This is a genomic window from Arthrobacter rhizophilus (assembly GCF_026241105.1).
Classification (GTDB): Bacteria; Actinomycetota; Actinomycetes; order Actinomycetales; family Micrococcaceae; genus Arthrobacter.
The window spans coordinates 344,909-363,543 of sequence record NZ_JAPFFT010000001.1; the positions used below are offsets into that span (position 1 = coordinate 344,909).

The 18,635-nt window shown below is 60.6% G+C and carries 10 protein-coding genes; 7 read left to right on the forward strand and 3 right to left on the reverse strand.

What is annotated here, in order from left to right; genetic code table 11:
- Positions 1-32 precede the first annotated feature (32 nt).
- Complete coding sequence (locus OOZ51_RS01560) at positions 33-4,886, forward strand: NAD-glutamate dehydrogenase (protein WP_265977128.1); 4,854 nt, start codon at positions 33-35, stop codon at positions 4,884-4,886.
- A 29-nt stretch (positions 4,887-4,915) separates the two neighbouring features.
- Complete coding sequence (locus OOZ51_RS01565; RefSeq protein ID WP_265977129.1) at positions 4,916-6,385, forward strand: sensor histidine kinase; 1,470 nt, start codon at positions 4,916-4,918, stop codon at positions 6,383-6,385.
- Positions 6,386-6,512: 127 nt separating this feature from the next.
- Here the strand turns inward: OOZ51_RS01565 and OOZ51_RS01570 are convergent, their stop codons facing one another.
- A complete protein-coding gene (locus tag OOZ51_RS01570; RefSeq protein ID WP_003804966.1) occupies positions 6,513-6,761 on the reverse strand; it encodes a WhiB family transcriptional regulator in 249 nt (82 codons plus the stop codon).
- 227 nt (positions 6,762-6,988) lie between these two features.
- On the opposite strand from OOZ51_RS01570, the gene OOZ51_RS01575 reads away from it, so the two are divergent.
- On the forward strand, positions 6,989-7,486 hold the full coding sequence (locus OOZ51_RS01575; RefSeq protein ID WP_265977130.1) for a hypothetical protein: 498 nt from the start codon (positions 6,989-6,991) through the stop codon (positions 7,484-7,486).
- 24 nt (positions 7,487-7,510) lie between these two features.
- Here the strand turns inward: OOZ51_RS01575 and OOZ51_RS01580 are convergent, their stop codons facing one another.
- Positions 7,511-11,584: a type VII secretion EssC family protein gene (locus OOZ51_RS01580; protein ID WP_265977131.1), complete on the reverse strand. Its 4,074-nt coding sequence runs from the start codon at positions 11,582-11,584 to the stop codon at positions 7,511-7,513.
- Between the two features lie 212 nt (positions 11,585-11,796).
- On the opposite strand from OOZ51_RS01580, the gene glf reads away from it, so the two are divergent.
- From glf to OOZ51_RS01600, 4 genes are read left to right on the forward strand one after another with little or no spacing between them, the layout of a single operon-like run.
- Positions 11,797-12,984: a UDP-galactopyranose mutase gene (gene glf / locus OOZ51_RS01585; protein ID WP_265977132.1), complete on the forward strand. Its 1,188-nt coding sequence runs from the start codon at positions 11,797-11,799 to the stop codon at positions 12,982-12,984.
- Complete coding sequence (locus tag OOZ51_RS01590) at positions 12,981-14,960, forward strand: glycosyltransferase (protein WP_265977133.1); 1,980 nt, start codon at positions 12,981-12,983, stop codon at positions 14,958-14,960. The genes glf and OOZ51_RS01590 overlap by 4 nt, the downstream gene beginning before the upstream one ends.
- Complete coding sequence (locus OOZ51_RS01595) at positions 14,961-15,830, forward strand: ABC transporter permease (protein WP_265977134.1); 870 nt, start codon at positions 14,961-14,963, stop codon at positions 15,828-15,830.
- 1 nt (position 15,831) lies between these two features.
- Positions 15,832-16,593, forward strand: a complete 762-nt coding sequence (locus OOZ51_RS01600) for an ABC transporter ATP-binding protein (protein WP_265977135.1) — start codon at positions 15,832-15,834, stop codon at positions 16,591-16,593.
- A gap of 71 nt (positions 16,594-16,664) precedes the next feature.
- Here the strand turns inward: OOZ51_RS01600 and OOZ51_RS01605 are convergent, their stop codons facing one another.
- Positions 16,665-18,635 carry a DUF6541 family protein gene (locus tag OOZ51_RS01605; RefSeq protein WP_265977136.1) on the reverse strand — a complete coding sequence of 657 codons (1,971 nt, stop codon included), beginning with the start codon at positions 18,633-18,635 and terminating at the stop codon, positions 16,665-16,667.

Genomic DNA, 18,635 nt, shown 5'->3' on the forward strand with positions numbered 1-18,635 from the left:
CAGCAATCAAGATGTGATGGAGGCGTTTGTCGATGTCGTCAGGGTCCAGCGTGGAGGATCGTTCCAAACCTGCAGTAGTCCGTGAAGGGTTCTTCGGTGACTACTACGAGCATCTCGCAGAGGAGGATGCTCGCAGATACGCTGCCGAGCAACTGACCTCGAGGGCAGAAGCGCACCGGGAAGTCGGGACGAGCCGCAAACCGGGCACCGCCAACGTCAAGATCGCCAACGAGGCAGATCGCAGCGTTCTGTACATCGTTACCGATGACATGCCTTTTCTCGTGGATTCGGTGAATGCCGAGCTCGTACGCCAGAACTGCGCTATCCGGCTCGTCATGCACCCGCTCTTCGTGGTTTCGCGTGATCACGTGACGGGCGATATGTCCGCCATCGCCCGGGTGCCTTCCAACATAGGTATCTCGAGCGGTGACACCGCAGCGATGCCGAATGTCGCCCACCTGATCGCGCAAGGCGACAACGTCTCCCACATGGAGTCGTGGATCGCAGTCGAGGTTGACAGGGTGGCGGACGACTTCCAGAAGGAACTCGTAGACGGAATCCACCGCGTCCTGAACGACGTCCGCGCCGCCGTCGAAGACTGGCCGAAGATGCGCACCAAGGCGCTGGAACTCGCATCATCCCTGGACAGGGTGGCGCACCCCGAAGACATCGCTGAACTCCGGCAAGCACAGGACCTCCTGCGTTGGTTGGACAACGGCAATTTCACGTTCCTGGGTTACCGGGAATATGACCTCATCACCGAGAACGGTGAAGACGTCCTCGAGTTGCGGGAAGCGAGCGGCTTGGGACTCCTGAGGGCAGGGGACCACCCGCACCAAATCCAGCACCTCACCGACGCAGGACGCAGGAAGGCCCGCGAAAAGCGTGCCTTGGTCATCACCAAGGCCAACTCGCGCTCAACTGTGCACCGCCCCGCGTACCTGGATTACATAGGCGTCAAGAGCTTCGATCTTGCAGGCAACGTCAATGGCGAGCGCCGCTTCATTGGGCTCTTCGCCACCAGCGCGTACACCGGTTCCGTACGGAACATCCCCATTGTCCGGGAAAAGGTCGACGCCGTGCTCCGCTCGGCCGGTTTCCCCCAGGATTCCCATTCGGGCAAAGACCTCGTGGGTATTCTCGAGACCTACCCCCGTGACGAGCTCTTCCAGATTGAGACCGAAGATCTGGCCACAACCGCGTTGGGCATCCAGAGGCTTCAGGAGCGGCGCCGTACGAAGCTCTTCCTGCGCCCCGATATCTACGGACGCTTCATGTCCGCCTTGGTCTACCTGCCCCGCGACCGCTACACCACCAACGTCCGGCAGCGTATTGAACAGGAACTCCGGGAGACATTCGAAGCCGAAAGCATCGACTACGAAGCCCGCATCACGGAGTCCGCGCTGGCGAGGGTTTTCTTCCGCATCCGGCTGCCGCGTGAGGCAGAACTTCGCGACGTTGACGCCGGAGAGCTCGAAAAGCGCCTCGTCCGGGCCTCGCGGTCCTGGGCAGAAGGAATTTCGGAGGTGCTCCGCGAGAACAGGAGCGCTTCGGACGCCGAGGCGCTGTCCGCCCTCTGGACGGATGCATTCCCCGCTGGCTACCGCGTGGACTACGAAGTCGAGGACGCCCTTCAAGACATTGAGCGTTTCGAGAAGTACGGCGCCACGACCGATCGCGACGCCGTCGCCGTTCAGGCGGCACCTGGAGTGCACGTCTACCTGCCCGATGGTGCCGGTGAGCTCCTTGAAGAGGATGCCCGCGTTAAGCTCTACCTCCTGGAACCCAAGAGCCTGAGCCAGATCCTGCCCTACTTCCACAATCTCGGCCTTGAGGTTCTGGACGAGCGGCCTTTCGAAATCGAGACTTCCGACCACAGGGACTTCTTCCTCTACGACCTCGGCCTGAAGTACCCCGCCGGCGCCGACCCCGTGGCTACCGGCCAGCTCCTGGCGGATTCCTTCAGTGCTGCCGTGACCGGCGCGGTGGAATCCGACAGTTTCGACCGCCTGGTGCTCCGCGAGGGGATCCACTGGCGGCAAGTGGTGATGCTCCGCGCTTATGCGAAGTACATGCGCCAGATGGGGAACACCAACTCCTTCGAGTTCATTGCGGATACGCTCCTCGCCAACCCCGAGGTTGCACGAGGCCTGATTGATCTCTTCGGAGCCCGCTTCGATCCTGCATCAGCAGACGCCGCGCGTCCGGCCCGCCAGGACACTGCCCGCGCCACACTGGCCGAAGCGATCGACCAAGTCGCCACGCTCGACGCCGACCGCGTCCTGCGGACTTTTGTCAACCTCATCGAGTCGACCCTGCGCACGAACTACTTCCAAGGCAAGTCGTACGTCAGTTTCAAGCTGGATCCGACCAAGATCGAGGGTCTGCCCTTCCCGCGGCCAAAGTACGAGATTTGGGTGTACTCGCCCCGCGTTGAAGGCGTGCACCTGCGCTTCGGCAAGGTGGCTCGAGGTGGCTTGCGGTGGTCGGACCGCCGTGAGGACTTCCGGACCGAGATCCTCGGCTTGGTCAAAGCACAGACGGTTAAGAATGCTGTCATCGTGCCCACCGGCGCCAAGGGCGGGTTCTTTGCGAAGCAGCTCCCGGATCCGGCAATTGATCGCGCGGCTTGGATGGCGGAAGGTATCGAGAGCTACAAGACTTTCATTCGCGGCCTGCTCGACCTCACCGACAATCTTGTGACTACCTCCGACGGCGAACAGATCGTGCCGCCGTCGGACGTTGTCCGCCAGGATGACGACGATTCGTACCTGGTGGTGGCTGCGGACAAGGGCACGGCAACGTTCTCAGACACTGCCAACGGCCTCGCTGCCGAGTACGGATTCTGGCTGGGGGACGCATTCGCTTCCGGTGGCTCCATCGGCTACGACCACAAGGCCATGGGCATCACAGCCCGCGGCGCTTGGGAATCGGTCAAACGTCACTTCAGCGAGCTGGACCTAGACACTCAGACCGAGGAATTTACCGTGGTTGGCGTCGGCGACATGTCCGGTGACGTGTTCGGAAATGGAATGCTTCTCTCCAAGCACATCCGCCTGTTGGCCGCCTTCGACCATCGCCACATCTTCCTGGACCCGACGCCGGACGCTGCTTCCTCCTTCGACGAACGGCAGCGTCTCTTCGATCTGCCGCGTTCCTCCTGGGATGACTATGATCGATCGCTCATCAGTGCGGGCGGCGGGGTGTTCCCGCGCCAGGCCAAGGTCATTCCGATCTCTCCGGAGGTCCGCACCGCCCTCGGCCTTCCGGACGGAACGGTCCAGCTGAGCCCTCCGGAACTTCTGCGCGCAATACTCCTCGCCCCGGCAGATCTCCTGTACAACGGTGGGATCGGAACGTACATCAAGGCCAGCACCGAGTCACACGCTGAGGTGGGGGACAAAGCGAACGACGCCATTCGCGTGAACGGGCGCGAGCTGCGTGTCAAGGTTGTCGGCGAAGGCGGCAACCTCGGAATGACGCAACGCGGGCGCATCGAGGCAGCACTACAGGGCGTCATCCTCAACACCGATGCCATCGACAACTCTGCGGGCGTGGACTGCTCCGACCATGAGGTCAACATAAAGATCTTCGTCGACCGCATGGTTGCCGCCGGAAAACTTGATGCCTCCGAGCGCACATCCTTCCTCGCCGACATGACCGATGAGGTTGGGCGCCTTGTGCTCGAAGACAACATTGATCAGAACATCCTGTTGCTCAACGACCGCACACGCGTCGCCGAATGGAGCCCGAGCTACGAGCGCCTGATGGACTGGCTCGAGAAGTCTGGTGACCTCAAGCGGGACCTTGAAGCCCTGCCGACCACCGACACACTGCGCGAGAGGTTGGAACAGGGCCAGGGCCTGACGTCTCCGGAACTGTCCGTCCTCGCTGCATACGCCAAGATTGAATTGGGATCGGCATTGCGCGACAGCGACCTGGCGGACGATCCCTGGTTCCGTAAGACCATCCGCTCGTACTTCCCGAAGCAGCTCCGGGAACGGTTTGATGCCGAATTGGATACGCATCCCTTGCGTCGTGAGATCATCGCGACCGTGGTTGCAAACGACATGATCAACCTAGGCGGCATTACCTTCGCTTTCCGCACGATGGAGGAGACCTCGGCTACCGAGGTTGCTGTCGCGAAGGCGTTTGTCGCTCTCCGGGAGATCTACGAGCTCGACTCAATGGTGAAGGAGCTCAACGCCCTGCCGGCTTCGTTCCCCACGGAACACTGGAGCACCGTACACCTCGACATCCGGAGGCTTCTGGACCGCGCCGTTCGCTGGTTGCTGACCCAGGGTAACGCTTCAAAGCCGATCTCGGAGGTCGTTGCCGAGTTCAAGCCGATGATGGATCCAATGAGGGCCCGGGTGCTCGACTATCTGCGCGGCAGCGACAAGGAGCGGGTGACCGGTTGGCTTGAAAAGGCACGTGCGTGGGGCTTGCCGGAAATGCTTGCCCATCGCTGGGCTGAGCTTTTCGAGAGCTTCGTGCTCCTGGATGTGGCCAAGATCGCGCAAAGCCGCGAGGCCCGAGTGGAAGATGTCAGCAACGTCTACTACACAGTGTTTGACCGCTTCCATGTTGATTCGCTGCTCGAGCGGATCACCGCACTCCCGCGGGACGACCGGTGGCAGGCGCTTGCGCGCGCAGCTCTGCGAGACGACCTCTATTCCACCGTGGCGGACATGACGGTGTCGGTGCTCGAATCGACCGACGCCGGTCTCGACGCGGAAGCCCGTTTGCGGGCTTGGGAGGACCTCAACGCCGAGCAGCTGGGCCGTGCAAAGAGCATGTTTGACGAGGTCAACGCGCTGGAGGCAGACGACATGGCTTCGCTGTCGGTAGCATTGAGGCTCTTGAGGTCAATCGTTCGACGCTAGGGAGTAGCCCGGCGTTATATGGAGGTGCAGTGGCAATCTTTACAGACCCCATCAGGGAGCACGCTGATTTCGGGCCTGGAGATGCCGAATGGCTGCACCTCCTGGTCGGCGACTGGCAGATGGTCGCCGACCTCGCGTTCGCGGACTTGGCCCTGTGGTTTCCACATCCTGAATTCGGCTACATCGCGTTGGCACACGTCCGGCCGTCGACGAGCCACACGGTGTTTCATGCGGACTTCGTCGGGGAGGGCATCCGATCGGATCTGCAACCGATAGTCGACAAGGCATGGTTCAGCCGTTCAATCGAACGCTCCAATGAAACGAGCTGGAGCAGCGAGATGGCGCTGCGGGTTGAAGCCGTGCCCATGGTCAGGAACGGGCGGACCCTCGCCGTCGTCACGTCGCATATGGACCTCTCCAGTTCACGAATGCCTTCCCGTCTGGAGCTGACTTACAGGCAATGCGCCTATGATCTGCTCCGGATGGGAACCCTGGGGCTGTGGCCCGACTTCGCTTCACCCACGGGCTCTCGCCGGGGCGCGCCGCGTGTCGGTGACGGCCTGATCAGGCTCGACGCGGACGGCATCGTGCAGTATGCGAGTCCGAACGGTGTCTCCGCTTTCCGCCGCCTCGGCGAGGTGGAGACCTTGGAAGGGCGGTCCCTTGCGGAAGTAACCGCAGGACTCCTCAAAGACCGGCGCATGGTGGACGAGACTTTGCCGCTGGTAGTGACTGGCAGGATGCCGTGGCGGAGCGAGATTGAGTCCCGCGGCGTCAGCCTGTCATTGCGAGCAATTCCCTTGCGCGATGAAAAGCATCGTTTCGGCGCCCTGGTTTTGTGCCGCGACGTGTCAGAACTGCGACGCCGCGAGCTCGAGCTTGTAACCAAAGATGCCACGATCCGTGAAATCCACCACCGTGTCAAAAACAATCTGCAGACGGTGGCTGCGTTGCTGCGCATGCAGTCGCGACGCATGGTCAGCGATGAGGCGAAGCAAGGCCTGGAACAGGCAATGCGGCGGGTGGCGACCATTGCGCTGGTGCACGAGACCCTTTCGCAGGGACTCACGCAGAGTGTGGACTTTGATGAGCTGATCGGACGCCAGTTCCGGCTCTCGGCCGAAGTAGCGTCCCCTTCCCAGCATGTCCGGACCGAGCGTTCAGGTCTTTTCGGTGAATTGCCGAGCGACTTTGCCACGCCTCTCGCTCTGGTCATCAATGAGCTCGTGACGAATGCCGTGGAGCACGGCCTCGAAGGCCGGGCGGGCACAGTGTGGCTGATAGCCGATCGTTCGACGGGGGAGCGCGGCGACGAACTCCTGACCGTGACGATTGCCGATGATGGCGTTGGGCTGCCCGAGGGGTCCTACACAGAAGGCCTCGGCCTTCAGATTGTGCGGACGCTTGTCACGAGCGAGTTGGGTGGCAGCATCCGGTGGATGCCCCGAGATGGGGGTGGCACCGCCGTCGAGATCGTCCTGAGCTTGGTGCGAAGCTGACGCCAGGAACACATCATCGGTGTGCTGGTAGCCCAGCGAGACATGCAAGGATGGCCCGGACCTTTGGTCCGGGCCATCCTTGTATGTTCTTTTCGCTGCAGGCGGCGTGTTCTATCGCCTCCAGGCGTCAGGAAGCGCGGCGTGCCCGGGCGGCACGGCGCTTGAGTGCGCGGCGCTCGTCTTCGCTCATTCCGCCCCAGACGCCGGCGTCCTGGCCCGATTCGAGAGCCCACTGAAGGCATGTGTCCACGACAGGACAGCGACGGCAGACACTCTTCGCTTCTTCGATCTGGAGAAGCGCAGGGCCGGTGTTGCCTACTGGGAAGAAAAGCTCCGGGTCCTTGTCAAGGCAGGCTGCGCGGTTACGCCAATCCATGCTGATCAGTCACTCCATTCGTGAGTACTAGTTAAGCCTTTTGTGAAAATATTCACGAGAGGCTTCATAGGAAAGGGGCCCATTGGGCCCCCTTGGTCGTCTCAGTCAAGCGTGTCATGTTAACGCCATGTAAACAAGGGGTTCGAGACTTTGAAACCGTGAGCGATGCATCACATTGGCTGCCGATCTACTCACAGGTATTCGACTATGTCCGGTAGTGTGCCAGTGTGTCAAGACCCCCTCTGAACCCCGCCCAGGACCCCAACGTGCCCGGCGACGACGGCCAAGGGACCAGCCACAACAACTCTGCCGTAGCGTCCGGCGGGGGAAGGCGTCCCAAAGGAATCGTGGTTATTTCGATTGTGGTTGTGCTGGAAGCCCTCGCACTGTTGGCCGCAGCGGCCCTCTACATCTACCAGCTGGCGATCGGGGCGCCGGTGTCCTCATTCTGGGGAGCTGTGTTTACCCTGGCCCTGCTTCTGGCCTTCTCTGCGTGGTTGTTTGCCGTGGGCCACTTTTTGTTCCGTGGCTATCGTTGGACCCGCGCGGCCGCGTTGGTTGCCCAGTTGTTCGTGATGACGATCGGATTTCCCACCATAACTGGAGGGCTGCTTCTTGCCGGCCTCGCCATGGTGGTGCCGGCGTTGGTGGTGATTGTCCTTTTGTTCGACAAGCGGGTTATCGCCTTTGCGTCCAGAACGGGCGGATCCCGGGCCGCGCTTTGACCCTTTTCGCTCCGGCAAGACGCTTCATTCTGGAGCGGCGATCTGTACCGGGCGCGTTCTTCCGTTCTCAATCAGGACAGCACGGCCTGGTGGGGGTGCCTGTTCGACGTCGACGCGTACCCCGAAGAGTTCCGCATCGGTAGGCGACGTCCTGCCAAGGAGGATCCCGCATCCGTGGCCTCGGGCCAGGGATGCCATGGGCGTCCGCTGCAGCAGGGCAGGGCTGTGCCCCGCAGTTGCCACTACGGAGAATCCCATAGTGGGAAGTTCGGTCAGGAGCAAGCCGGTTGCGCTGCTCAAGTGTTCGACATCGTCCACCAGAAGAATAGTGCCGGTATCCACAAGTTTGCTGCTTTCATGCCTGTGGAAGTCCGCCCAGAAGGCATCCGGATCTGCACCTTGTGGTGGTGACCGCCATTGATGGCCTGGGTTGAGCACCGGCAACGCTGTGAGTAGCGACGACTTGCCGGATCCAGCGGAGCCAAGAGCAAGAAGAACTCCGGAGCGCGGGAGCGTGATCCAAACAGGTTCATGTTCGTCGCCTCCGAGGCCGAGCAGCACCGCTCTGCGCGCGAGAGCCGGATTAGGAGCGGTGGCTTCGGTTCCGTGCTCCGCCACTATGTCCGAGGCCCGGACGAGCTGCGGCAATGGGTCCACCCGGAAAGGGCGCCGCGCGGGCTTGGGGGGTTCGCGGTAAGGCCAGGCCGCGCTTGGCGGCGGTGCCACGAACTGGGCGACAGCGGTGCCGACATCAAGGAAGTCCCCACTCACCACGGCTCTGCCCCGCAAAGGCTTTGTTGCCGCAAACCGCGGCCACGCCATCCGGCCCTCTTCCGTAGTGCCAAGGGGAAAGTATGCACGGTTGGGAATTGATCCGAACAATCGCGAAGCGACTAGTTCTCGGTCACCCGTTACGAGAACCGTCAGTCCCGACTTCGGCCCGTCGCGGACTATGTCGTGGACGAGGTCCTCGGCCCAAGCAAGCGGTCCCGTCCGTAATTGGGAGAGCCAGGACCCCCAGCCGGAAATGACGAGCAGCAAAGGAACTTCTCCGGCGACAGCAGCCCGGGCCTGCCGTGCGGACATTTCATTCGCCAACCGCTCGAGAATCCGGGCACCCCTCTTTGCATGGGTGAGGGAAGCGACGGCACCGACGCGCCCGCGGGCTGCGACGCCTGCGAAAGCGCCGTCACCATCCAGGACATAGACGTGATGTTCCTCGGCATTTCCAAGAAGCTGCGCCGTTACCGCACGGCAGGCGTCTTCGAGTCCGCTAGCAGGAGAACCCACAAGTCCGAGATTCCCGTGCAGTTGAGGAGTCCAGGAAAGGCCTGCAACTCGTTGTTGTGCGGGCAAGTCGACTAAGCCAAGGTAAGCCGTTCCGAATTTCGCTTTCTCGGGCTCCGCATGCTTGCCCGCCGATGCGGCTGCGCTGAGGCATCGGTCTAACGAGATTGATTCAGGAAGCGTGTCCGCAACAGGTCTCCGGGGCGGTCTTCCTCCGAGGGTGTCCCAAACCTGACTGATTCTTTCGATGATGGGACGCGCTGCTTCTGCAGGGGTTATCCCTGCACTTTGAATCTTTGCCTCGGCGATCTCAGATGAACCGCTGACAAGGAGCGACTCTGCTGCCGGCCGGGCCACGATCCTCCTCAGTGATCGAATTCCCTCGGCGTGGGAGAGTGCCGCCGACTGGAAAAGCTCAGCATCTTCTTCCCCTCGAACCAAATACGCCCGGCCGGGGCGGGACACCGGAATCGATGCCGCTGCAGGCGAGTTGATGATGTCCCTCGATTCCATGTCTGATTGGACGCGGAGAGCGATGCTCGTGGTGACGTTGGCCCGGATGTCAGCGCTCAGTGCCCCCTGCGGACGTTGTGTCGCCATCACCAGATGGATACCCAAGGACCGGCCGAGGGTGGCGATCCGCATCAGTTCGGCAAGGGCAGCCGGGGCGTCTTCGACAAGCATCCTGAATTCGTCGATCACAAGCACCAACCGGGGGAGTGCGGGCAATCGGTTTCCTCGTACTGCCCGGATCCCATCCCCAGGGCAAGGGACTCTGGCCCAGTACGCTGGCAGATCAGGGACATTGGCCTCCGAAAGGAATCCCTCCCTCATCCGAACCTCGGCACGGAGTGACGCAAGAGTACGCTCCAATTCGTGTTCGCTGAGATCAGTAAGCATTCCGACGCATTGGGGTAGATCGATCAAAGGCCCGAGGCCTGAACCGCCTTTGAAATCAACAAACAGGAAGTTGACTCGGTCAGGGCCATGGGTCAGCGAGATCGCCGTCACGATAGTGCGTAGAAGCTCGGACTTTCCGGATCCCGTCGTTCCGGCCACAAGGAGATGCGGTCCGTCGGAAACCAAGTCAAGGGACCGGGGCTTGTCGGCTCCTTGACCGATGACCGCAGACAGGCCGCTGCTGTCTGAAGAATCGCTCCAGCGGGCCGCGATGCTTGAGGAGTCGTTCGGAAGCAGCTCAGCGAGCGTGCACGTAGAGGGGACAAACGACGCCTTTGCCTTCGCCAGTGCGGGCACGGCTGCCACCGAGCGGCAGTAGCTGTCAAAGACAGGGTACGGGACCAAGTCAGGATCAAATTCCGCTCCTGAAAGGCGCGATCGGAGGACTGCGCGTCTGTTCCAGAGCTCGACAACGCAATGACCTTCAGTCCCGCCTGCCGTGCGTTGGAAGATTCTCCAGCCAGATTCGGCCGCCACCTGCCGGAGTGAATCGTCGTCGGGATCAGGCTCGGACCCCACCAAAAGGAGCACTCCTGGTTCCCCGGTTCCCGCGGAGAGGATGGCTGCCGCTGACCGGATGTCCGTGGTCATGGTGACGCGGGGGAGGAAGCGGGCGCCGAACGGCAAATGGGCAATTGGGCCGTGAATGAGGATCGGGACATTCGCTGCGCTGGGGAACACCGCAAGTTGCATGAGCAGAAATCTGAACATGCCGTCGACCTTTGCTTCAGGTCCCGTGAAGGAAACGGCCTGGATCGTGGGGTCCAAAACTACTGGAACCGGGCCCAAGTGCGGCGGCTCGAAGCTTGGATCGGGGGGATCGAGTGCAACCAAGGCGTTCTGCCGACAGGTGCCGAGCCGGAGCCAGATTTCATGACAGCCTACCGCGCCTCTCGCCGCGCCGGTTCCTGGCAGTGTCAACTGCTTCCGTCCGCGTTCGTCCGAGACCGCTAAGGCAGATGATCTGACGGTAAAGGCCAGCTCTGCCGCGGAGGGCGAGCATCGCCGTCGTCGGGCCCTGTCTTGTTCCACAGCCTCTTCGAGCGCCGCGGCAAGAAGGCGGCGCTGCCGTCTTCCCGAAATCGCCGGAACGAGGACCGCGACGGCAGAAACTGCAGTGAATCCGAGGAACATCCACATTCCAGTGGCAAGAGCGATGCCGACTCCCAGCAGGAGCGGCAGCCCCGCAGTGAGGAGCAGCTGGATCCGGGATTGGGTGTCCCTGCGAGTCTGCACCAAGAGAGGCTCCGCGATGCTAAGGCCCGCTGTCTCCAGTGACTCAGTCCCGGATTCTCCACCGTCGAAGACTACCGACATGGCCGACCCGCCACATCGGATTCTAGACGCCGTCGAGAGGAAAGCGGAGCGGATTTTTCGTCCATCCACCAAGGTCCCGTTCGCGCTCCCACTGTCAGTTATCGTGACTGCTGTCTCGGAAATCGCAAGGGCAGCGTGGATTCGGGAAACATCAGGATCCGCGAGGGAAATATCAGCGCTGCTTCGCCCGATGCTGTAATTGCCCCGCTCCAGCGGGACGATCAGGCCCGCAGAAGGTCCCGAATGGACTAGCAGCGACAGCGCTGCCGGCGCGCGTCTGGCGTCGGGGACGTCTTGTGCCCACGAATCCGCGCCGTCAACCAACACTGTTCCGGACATAAGTGGCGCGGCGCCGACGGTGAGACCTTTGAGTGGCCTCCCGTCGACCATCAGTTCCCCGGTTCCGAACTCTGTGGCGACTGCGGCCTGGACGAGGGCGCCTGAGCTGCCGTCGCCCACGGCGATGGCCAGCTCAATGGGTTCCGCTTGCCGAAGTGCCCGCGGACCCCGGACAAGGGTGCAATGGAATGTCACTCGGTGTACGCTCCTTCGGCTCTCTCGGCGGCTGTTCTTCCACGATATTTGGGATGAGGGTTGGATGTTCGTGATCAGTTTGCCTATGTGGAAAACCCTTCGCCCGCTGTTCAGAGAAGGGCGCAGCGGCAATTGGACGCGCTATCTCGGGTAGGCTTGACCTGCAGCCAATGCACACCATTGGGCTGGCCATATTCGAACCAGGAGATTTTGTGACCGCTGACCTCGTCATTGTCGGGTCAGGCTTTTTTGGCCTGACGATCGCAGAACAGGCAGCCACCGAGCTGGGCTTGAAGGTTGTTGTCCTCGACCGCCGGCATCACGTCGGAGGCAACGCATACAGCGAAACGGAAGAGCAGACCGGAATCGAGGTCCACCGGTACGGTGCGCACTTGTTCCACACTTCAAATGAACGGGTGTGGGAGTACGTCAACCGGTTTACAACCTTCACCAACTACGTTCACAAGGTGTACGGCGTCCATAGGGGCGAGGTCTACTCGCTGCCCATCAACCTGGCAACCATCAACCAGTTCTTCAGGGCCAACCTGACGCCTGGCGAGGCGAAGGCACTCATTCAGGAGCAGGCAGGCGAACTTGCCGGAACGGACCCGCAGAACCTCAACGACAAGGGCATCCAGCTGATCGGGCGCCCCCTGTACGAGGCGTTTATCAAGCACTACACCGGCAAACAGTGGCAGACGGACCCCAAGGACTTGCCCGCTGGAATCATTTCCCGGCTCCCGGTCCGCTATAACTATGACAACCGCTATTTCAACGACAAGTACGAAGGCCTTCCGTCCCACGGGTACACCGCGTGGATCGAGAAGATGGCCGAGCATCCGAATATTGACATCCGGCTCAACACCGACTTCTTCGACGACTCGCATGAATACTCCAAGGACAAAGTCGTAGGCAAAGTTCCAGTTGTCTACACCGGGCCCGTTGACCGCTACTTCGACTTCGTAGCTGGGGACCTGTCGTGGCGAACCATCGATTTCGAAGAAGAAGTCCTCGATGTGGGTGACTTCCAAGGCACATCGGTTATCAACTACAACGACGACGACGTCGCGTTCACGCGAATCATTGAACCGCGCCATTTCCACCCCGAACGTGACTACCAGACGGAGAAGACCGTCATCATGCGGGAGTTCTCCCGTTTTGCGGAAAAGGACGACGAACCGTACTACCCGATCAACACCGCAGATGACCGGGAGAAACTGTTCAAGTACCGGGATCTTGCAGCCGCAGAGAGGGACGTGCTTTTCGGTGGCCGGCTGGGCACCTACAAGTACCTCGATATGCACATGGCAATCGGTTCGGCGCTGTCCATGTTTGACAACAAGATTCGTCCGCATTTCGAAAGCGGCGCAGCAATTCAGAGCGGAGGAGTGGACGCGTGAGTAGTAGCAAAACGCAGGTACTCCAGCGAGTCATCCTGCCTTCCGACGACCAGATCGACACAACTTCCCTGTACGTCGACGCCGGCCCGGCAAACGGCATCCGTTTGCGCGAAAACGATGAATTCGCAAGGAACCCGAAGCCGCCTGAGGAGAAACTTCACTTCGTCAGTTCGGGCAGCGAGGAAGTCCATTTCGAGGATGTCCTCTCCAGGAGTTCGGTCAGGCTCCGCGCGGGAGAGCAGCTTTCGTTCGGAACGTACTTCAACGCTTTTCCGGCGAGCTACTGGCGGCGCTGGACGGACCTGCAATCGATCCGTCTCGTTGTCCGGACAACAGGCCACGGCACCGTCACCGTCTACAAGTCGAACGCGCGGGGCACTCTCCAGCGCGTTGACGGAGCCCGCGTACAAGGATCTTCTGTCACTGAGTTCGACCTCTCACTCAAGCCCTTCGGCGACGGCGGTTGGTACTGGTTCGATCTTGCGTCCAGCCGCGAAGACCTCACTCTCGATTCGGCAGAGTGGCAGGGCGCGGAACGCGACGGCAATCCGGGGAAGGTGACCCTCGAGATCACCACCATGAACAAACCGGACTTCTGCCTGAACAATGCCAGGATTCTTTCGGAGCATCCCGAGGTACTGGAACACGTTCAGGAAATCCTCATTGTGGACCAAGGAACACAAAAGGTCGCAGATCAGCCTGGCTTCGCCGAAGTCAAGGCTGCCCTCGGAGGCAAGCTGCGGATCATCGACCAGGCCAATCTTGGTGGTTCCGGAGGGTTTTCCCGCGGCATGTACGAGGCTGTGGAAAACGGAAGCGACTACGCCCTCTTGCTCGATGATGACGTCGTCATCGAGCCGGAGAGTATTTCCCGGTTGCTGGTTTTCTCGGACCATTGCCGCAAGCCCACTATCGTCGGTGGGCATATGTTCGATCTCTACAGTCGCAGCGTGCTGCACACATTCGGTGAAGTGGTGGACCCGTACCGCTTTGTGCCGGCCATGCCGCATCCGGACATGGAGATGAGGCATGATTTCAGCGTTGCGAACCTTCGGCAAACCCCCTGGCTTCACCGCCGTGTCGACGTTGACTACAACGGTTGGTGGATGTGCATGATCCCGACCGAGGTCATCCGCGAGATCGGGTTGTCCCTTCCGCTCTTCATCAAGTGGGACGATGCCGAGTATGGGCTTCGAGCCCGTGAGGCGGGTTTTGCCACTGTGTCCTTGCCCGGTGCCGCGGTCTGGCATGTGTCCTGGATCGATAAGGATGACCTGGTCGGTTGGCAGGCATATTTCCATGGCCGGAACCGCCTCATTACGACGCTCATTTACAGCCCGTACAAGAAGGGGGGCAGGGTGATCCGGGAGTCGTTCCAAGCGGACGTCAAACATTTGGTTTCCATGCAGTACTTCACCGAGCACTCCCGACTCGACGCCTTGCGGGACCTCTTCCTCGGACCTGACCACTTGCACCGCAATATCGCCACGAAGCTCGGCGAAATCAATGCACTGAAGTCAAACTACCCGGATGCTCAGATGCGCGAGAACGTGGACGACTTCCCTGCACCGGCCTTGGGCCAGGGGCCTTCCGGCCTCAACCCCATCGGTCTGCCCCACAAAAAGGACCTCGTCAAGTGGGGGGTCACCACGGTCGCCCGTCAATTGATGAAAAAACCGGCGCCTGAGGCTGCGGAGCGGCCCCAAGGTTTCCTCGCCCACCGCGACAACAGATGGTTCCGCCTGGCACACTACGACAGCGTCGTGGTCTCCAACGCCGACGGCACAGCTGCCTCTTGGTACAAGCGTGACCCGGAGCAGCTCAAGGCCATGCTGGCAGAAGCAGGAAAACAACATGCCAATCTCTATCGCCACTGGGAGGAGCTCGCGGAGCAATACCGGAAGGCTCTGCCCGAGATCACATCCATGGAAGCTTGGAAGAAGACGTTTGGCTTGGCCGACGGGGAAGGCCATTAGATGACACAACCCGTGACCGACTTGGTCCAACCGGGTCGCGGCCGCGGCATCATTGACGTCTTCAAACACAAGTTCCTGCTCCAACTGCTGGTCCGCAAAGAGATCAAGATCCGCTATCGCGGCTCTGTGCTTGGACTTCTGTGGTCGTACGTGAAGCCGTTGATGCAGTTCTTGATCTACTTCGTAGCTCTCGGAGTGTTCCTTGACATGCAACGGGGAACCCCCAATTATGCGATCTACCTCTTTGCAGGAATCGTGCTGGTCAATTTCTTTACGGAGTCCCTAGGCAACGCGACGCGCTCCATTGTCGACAACAGGGACCTCATCCGTAAGATCTATTTGCCCCGGGAGCTTTTCCCGGTCTCCACCGTGTGGGTTTCGGCCGCCCATCTGCTTCCACAAGTTGTGGTCTTGGTCGGCGCCTGTTTGCTGAGCGGTTGGAGCCCATCAATATGGCAGCTTCTGGCCGTCGTTGGAGCTTTCATCTTGACCGCGATCCTTTCCACCGGGCTCGGTTTGTTGTTCGGTGCTGCGAACGTGTACTTCCGCGACTCCGAGAACATCGTCGACATGATTCTCATGATCGTCACTTGGGCCTCGCCGGTCCTTTATGTGTGGCCGATGGTGCAGCGCGTCATGGGTCCATGGTTCTTCCTGTACCAGCTGAACCCGGTGACAGTCGCCGTCGAAATCTTCCACTGGGCGTTTTGGTCCCCCACGCTGAGCGCCGAGCAATCGGTGTCGATCTCCATGCCGCCGGACCTTCTCACTGTCTGGTTTCCGTCTGCCTTTGGCGTGGCTGCACTCGTCCTCGTGATTGGCCAGCTCGTTTTCATGAAGCTGTCCGTTCATTTTGCCCAGGAGCTCTGAAATGTCTGCACCTACGGAAGTCTCCGACAGCGTAGCGATCACGTGCCGGAATTTGCGGAAGAAGTTCGTGCTCCGGCACACCCGCAGCATGAAGGAAGCAATCGTGTGGTTGCTGACCGGACGCAAAGGGGACCTTTCCAGGAAGTTTGACGCGCTCAAGGACGTTTCGCTTGACGTTGAACAGGGCGAAACCGTGGCGCTGCTTGGGCTCAACGGTTCGGGCAAGTCAACTCTGTTGAAGCTCATTTCGGGCGTGCTGCAACCGGATGAGGGAACTGTGCATACGCGGGGGAGGGTGGCCGGCCTGATCGAGGTCGGGGCAGGGTTCCACCACGACCTCAGCGGCCGCGACAACGTCTACCTCAACGGGGCCATCCTTGGGATGAGCCAAAGCCAGATCGATGACATGTTTGACTCGATTGTCGAGTTCTCCGAAATCGGAGAATTCATCGACACTGAGGTCAAGTTCTATTCCTCCGGCATGTATTTGAAGCTGGCATTCTCAATCGCGGTCCACACAGACCCTGAGGTCTTCCTGATTGACGAGATTCTGGCAGTGGGTGACGAACCGTTCCAACGCAAATGCATTGTCAAGATCAACGAACTGGCGGCGGCGGGCAAGACTCTGTTCGTGGTGAGCCACGACTTGGATCTGGTGGCCTCGGTGTGCAAACGCGGAGTGTTGTTGGAACACGGCCAAATCATCATGGACGGCGAAGTGCACGCAGTCGTGAAAGAACTTCGACGGCGGTCGGCGGATTAGCTACGGTCCGGCCGGAGGATGGCACCGTGTCCTGATGCTAAGGCCGGCTGCACCAGAAGTTCATGAACCGCTCAGGGAGTACTGCACGCCGTTACCTCATAGAGCCGTGCCTCGCCTTCCTGCAGAATCAATTTCACCGACTTCGAAGTCTGCAGATTCTCCAGCCCTGGAAAACTATGGCTTCCGCCGTGCACCTCTTTGGTGCCGAAATCCAGGACGTACTTTACCTTGGCGTTTCGAACTGCTGCACATACGGCGGGATCATGTTCGGCGTTCCTCAACTCTTGGTTGAGCAGGTCAACGTCGGGCGTGTTGGTGGTCAGGATGTGCTTCGCCGTGGTGTCCCTGTCGGCGAGCGCATAGGCGAGGGCACTGCCTGTCCACGGGTTCACTGCGATAACGGAGTCGCGCGGAACGATCGCATCCAGTTCCGAGATGACTTTGTGCTCGTCTGAAGACAATAGGGGAGAATCGTTGTTCTCGGTGTAGTTGGGGCGGGCTGAGGAGATCGAGCCGACTATTGGCGGCAACAGGGCTCCGGTTGCTGCTACGCCAAGAAATACGATAGCTGGGATGGCAATGGACCGGTTCCGATGCCCGGAGGACAGTTTCGGAATTGCAAGCCGCCGCCCCACTGCGGTCAGCAATGCATCGAGCCCGACGGCGGCGAACGGAATGGCGACAAGCGGAAGCAACGCGGCAATGCGGTAGCTGTCGTTGTACCAAACCCCAGTCAGCACCCCCCGCAGGCGGCTGATGGGCGCCGCCGATACCACCACAAACAGGAACGCGATCACGGCGAACCCCCCGATCATCCAGGCCGCTCGAGCGCTTCGCAGGGACACGAAAAGCCCGAGGATCATCAGCAGGCTCACTGTCACCGCGACGGGCCTGTCCATCGCTGAATTGCTAAGGATTTGGTACACGGCCCGGAGCGGGGACTGGATGGGGGGCCAGAAGGCGGCTTCGTCCGGGGGCCGGATGTACTTCCATAACAAAACAACAACCCCGGCGACTGCCAGCACCCCTAGCGTGGCCACGATCCACTCGCGGCGATGGGACCGGTATCTGCGTTGTGGCAAGTAGCGCAGGATGTAACTCTGCAGGAGAACCGGCATGCTCATGGCAACAAGCGACATGAACCCGTTTGGATGAGCGAGGGCCAGCCCCGGGATCATGGAGCACGGAAGCCCGAATCGGACTCCTGCGGGTACTTTGACGTCGCGAGCGATCCCGAACAGAATGGCAACGCCGCTGAGGGCTACAGGTAGCAGGCTGATGGCCAGAAAATTCGGATAGAGGACACCGAAATCAAGCAAAAGTAGGGGAAATCCGGAGAATAGCGCGGATAGAATCGCGGCCGCGCCCACAGCGAAAGGCCGCTTTCCGGCGAAAACCCTGGTGAGAAGCATGCAGCCCAGAGGCCACACGATAGCGGCAATTGCGATGTTGAGGACGTTTACGGCAACGGCAAGGGGAGCGCCCGTGATCAGGATCAGGATCGACGCGAGGTCATGCCAGGCGGCCGGATAGAAATACGGTGGATTGTCGCCGCTTGCCATCTTTGACATCGTCAGTGAGGACGCGTTGCCAGTGTCCAGGATGAATCGGACGGCGTTGAGGTGAAAAACGTTGTCGAACGTCTGCGAGATGCTCGAGGGGGTACCAAAGGCCAGGGTTATCTGCACAACAAGAAGGGCCGCGCCCGAGAGAAAAGCTCCGGCCATCCACGGCCAGGAACGGTCCGGTCGCCACCCCGCGGTGAAGGTCTTCAGGACCGTCCGGCCTCGGAACAGGACGCGCAAGCCAAATACCAAGGCGGCAGTGACGATGCTGGCCAGCAGGACGATAGTTGGAGACCACGGGAGTGAGATATACGGCAGCAGAACGGCGCTTGTTGCCACAATCGTCACAGTGATCGCCGGAGCCACGGCGGCCAACTTGAGTCCCCGGAGGCCAGCAGTTGCGGCCACGATACCGCCAGGCAACATGAGGACTATCGCTGCGCCAAGCAGGAGGGGTACGGCGTCGGGCCAGGCCAC

Coding starts and splice junctions, on each gene's coding strand:
- OOZ51_RS01560 (WP_265977128.1), top strand. CDS start 33: ATGTCGTCAGGGTCCAGCGTGGAGGATCGTTCCAAACCTGCAGTAGTC.
- OOZ51_RS01570 (WP_003804966.1), bottom strand. CDS start 6,761: ATGGATTGGCGTAACCGCGCAGCCTGCCTTGACAAGGACCCGGAGCTT.
- OOZ51_RS01595 (WP_265977134.1), top strand. CDS start 14,961: ATGACACAACCCGTGACCGACTTGGTCCAACCGGGTCGCGGCCGCGGC.
- OOZ51_RS01600 (WP_265977135.1), top strand. CDS start 15,832: ATGTCTGCACCTACGGAAGTCTCCGACAGCGTAGCGATCACGTGCCGG.